Genomic DNA, 2,647 nt, shown 5'->3' with positions numbered 1-2,647 from the left:
AGGCTCCCAGTAGACGACTGGGTTGATAGGCCGGATATGGAAGCCCAGTAATGGGTGGAGTTGACCGGTACTAATAGGCCGAGGGCTTGTCCTCATTTGCTCGCGTCCACTGTGTGGTTCCCGGGTTGCGAACAGTCGCACCGGTTGAACCAAGTTTCACTTTATTTAATTGAAGAGTGTGCTTGTTCGCTAGAACCCGATAGGGTTTCGGTGGTCATAGCGTTAGGGAAACGCCCGGTTACATTCCGAACCCGGAAGCTAAGCCTTTCAGCGCCGATGGTACTGCAGGGGGGACCCTGTGGGAGAGTAGGACACCGCCGAACAATCTTTCAGGACCCTTGGTCCAGCGTTCATGCTGGACCAAGGGTCCTTTTTGTTTTTCCGAGATTGACGAAGCGCGGCCGATGGCCGGCTGCGCGAGAATGACTGTGGTACCCGAAGACAGGAGTCACCCGATGTCCCCCAACTCTTCCGACGATCGTCCGGATCGCGAGCCGCGTCGCAGGGACGGCGGTGACAGGGGCGGCTTCCGCGGTGGTCGTGACGACAGGGATCGTGGGCCCCGCCGTGACAACGACCGTGGTGAGCGCGGTGGGTTCCGTGGGGCCCGTGACGACCGTGGTGGCCGGCCCACAGGCGGCGGTGGCTTCCGTCGTGACGACCGTGACCGTGATCGCGGGCCGCGTCGCGAGGACGACCGTGGTGATCGCGGGGGGTACCGCGGGCCTCGTGACGACCGTGGCGGGCGCCCCGGCGGTGGCGGCGGATACGCGCCCCGCCCGGGTGGCGCTGGTGGCGGCGGCTTCCGCCGCGACGACCGCCGCGACGACCGCCGCGACGACCGCCGCGACGACCGCCGCGACGACCGCCGCGACGACCGCCGCGACGAGCGCGGCGGTGGCTTCCGTCGTGACGACCGTTCCGGCGGAGGCACCGGCGGTTCCGGCGGCGGGTACGGGCGCCGTGACAACGACCGTGGTGGCTACCGCGGTCCGCGTGACGATCGTCGTGACGAGCGGCCCGGTGGCTACCGAGGCCCCCGTGACGACCGTCGTGACGACCGGCGTGGTGACGAGCGCGGCGCGCGCCCCGGTGGCGGCTTCCGGCGCGATGACCGTTCCGGTCCGAGCGGATACCCGCGTCGGGACGACCGACAGGGCAGCTTCCGCCGCGACGACGACCGTGGTGGCTACCGCGGTCCGCGTGACGATCGTCGTGACGAGCGGCCCGGTGGCTACCGAGGCCCCCGTGACGACCGGCGCGATGACCGACGTGATGACCGGCAGGGCGGCTTCCGTCGGGATGACGACCGTGGTGGCTACCGCGGTCCGCGTGACGATCGTCGTGACGAGCGGCCCGGTGGCTACCGAGGCGCCCGCGACGACCGGCAGGGCGGTTCCCGTCGCGACGATCGCCGTGACGACAGGCGTGACGACCGGCAGGGCGGCTTCCGCCGTGACGACCGTCGCGACGAGCGCGGTGGCGACAGGCGTGACGACCGTGGTGGCCGCCCCGCGCCCGCTGCCGGTGGTGGCTTCCGCCGCGATGACCGTTCCGGTGGCGGTTACGGACGCCGGGACGACGACCGGGGCGGCTACCGCGGCCCCCGCCGCGACGACCGTGACCGGGACCGTGGCGGCTACCGCGGTTCCCGTGACGACCGCGGTGACCGCGGTGACCGAGGGGGTTACGGTCGGCGGGATGATCGGGACCGTCCCGACCGCGAGCCGATCAAGCGTCTGCCGATCCCCGAGGACGTCACGGGCGACGAGATCGACAAGGACGTGCGGCAGGAGCTGCAGAGCCTCCCCAAGGGTCTTGCCGAGGACGTCGCCAAGAACCTCGTCATGGTCGCCAACCTGATCGACGAGGACCCGGAGAAGGCCTACGCCTACTCCCGTATCGCGCTGCGTCTCGCGTCCCGTGTCGCCGCCGTGCGAGAGGCGGCAGGCTTCGCCGCGTACGCGACGCAGAAGTACTCCGAGGCGCTGGCCGAGTTCCGTGCGGCCCGGCGGATGACCGGCACCGTGGAGCTGTGGCCCGTCATGGCTGACTGCGAGCGCGGGCTCGGCCGGCCCGAGCGGGCCCTCGCGATGGCCGGTGAGCCAGAGGTGCAGAAGCTCGACAAGGCGGGACAGGTCGAGATGCGGCTCGTCGCGGCCGGGGCGCGCAGGGACATGGGGCAGCTCGACGCCGCCATCGTGACCCTGCAGAGCCCCGAGCTGGCCTCCAGCTCCGTCCAGCCCTGGACCGCCCGGCTGCGCTACGCGTACGCCGACGCGCTCCTCGCGGCCGGCCGCGAGGACGAGGCCCGGGAGTGGTTCGCCAAGGCGCTCGAGGCCGACAAGGACGGCGCCACCGACGCGTCGGACCGGCTCGCCGAGCTGGACGGTGTCGAGTTCGTCGACGCTCTGCAGGACGACGAGCACGACGACGCCGACAACAGCCCGGTGAAGGGTGCCGATGCCGAGCCGACGTCCGACACGGACGCGCGGCCCGGCGAGTAGCCTGCGGCCGGCCGCAGCTCGCGGTACATGAGTGGGGGGGGGGACCCCAGGTTGGGTTTCGGCCCCCCCCCCCTCCCCTCCCCTTTCTTCCCTCGCCCCCCACCCCCCCTGCGGTTGCCTCAAACCAACCCCCCCTCCCT

Annotated in this window: 1 protein-coding gene, 2 rRNA genes and 1 pseudogene; all 4 read left to right on the top strand. The window is 71.1% G+C overall.

The features are described 5' to 3' along the window. A 23S ribosomal RNA gene (locus ACZ4SA_RS33750) occupies nt 1-94 on the top strand; the annotation flags it as partial. Nucleotides 95-206: 112 nt separating this feature from the next. Then, nucleotides 207-323 (top strand): 5S ribosomal RNA (gene rrf / locus ACZ4SA_RS33745). Nucleotides 324-962: 639 nt separating this feature from the next. Beyond that, nucleotides 963-1,709 (top strand): annotated as a pseudogene (locus ACZ4SA_RS33740) (tetratricopeptide repeat protein); the annotation flags it as partial. A 30-nt stretch (nt 1,710-1,739) separates the two neighbouring features. Then, nucleotides 1,740-2,507, top strand: coding sequence for a tetratricopeptide repeat protein (locus ACZ4SA_RS33735; RefSeq protein WP_468281737.1), 768 nt, complete (start codon nt 1,740-1,742; stop codon nt 2,505-2,507). The last annotated feature ends 140 nt before the right edge of the window (nt 2,508-2,647 follow it).

It is taken from the genome of Streptomyces sp. NPDC027962 (assembly GCF_055566095.1).
The sequence above is the reverse complement of the archived record's forward strand: the minus strand, read 5'-3'. Positions and strand labels throughout refer to the sequence as shown.